The sequence below is a fragment of the Paramagnetospirillum kuznetsovii genome (assembly GCF_003284725.1).
Lineage (GTDB): Bacteria > Pseudomonadota > Alphaproteobacteria > Rhodospirillales > Magnetospirillaceae > Phaeospirillum > Phaeospirillum kuznetsovii.
Genome location: NZ_PGTO01000068.1, coordinates 1 through 518, shown reverse-complemented (window position 1 = coordinate 518; position 518 = coordinate 1). Strand labels below are relative to the sequence as shown.

Below are 518 nucleotides of genomic sequence, written 5' to 3'. Positions count from 1 at the left end.
ACCATGCCGCCGAAGGTCACATAGACCATCATCAGGGCGCCGACGATCATGACGGCGTAGATGTAGTCCATGCCGAACAGCAGCTTGATCAACTGACCGGCGCCGACCATTTGGCCGATCAGGTAGAAGATCACCACGATCAGCGAGCCGGTGGCGGCGAAGGTGCGGATGGGAGTACGGGCCAGACGATAGCCGCAAACGTCCGCGAAGGTGTACTTGCCCAGATTGCGCAGACGTTCGGCGATCAGGAACAAGATGACCGGCCAGCCGACCAGCCAGCCCACCGAGAAGATCAGGCCGTCATAGCCCGAACCGTAAACCAGGGCGGAAATACCCAGGAAGGACGCGGCCGACATATAGTCACCGGCGATGGCCAGACCATTCTGGAAGCCGGTGATGCCGCCGCCGGCGGTGTAGAAGTCGGCGGCGGTCTTGGTGCGACCGGCCGCCCAGTAGGTGATGCCCAGCGTCATGCCCACGAAGATCACGAACATGATGATGGCATGCCAGTTGGTGGC

The 518-nt window shown here is 61.6% G+C and carries 1 protein-coding gene; it reads right to left on the bottom strand.

Annotated elements, in window-relative coordinates; genetic code table 11:
- On the bottom strand, nt 1-518 hold a 518-nt coding region (locus CU669_RS20975), incomplete at both ends, for a sodium:solute symporter family transporter (protein ID WP_407671620.1).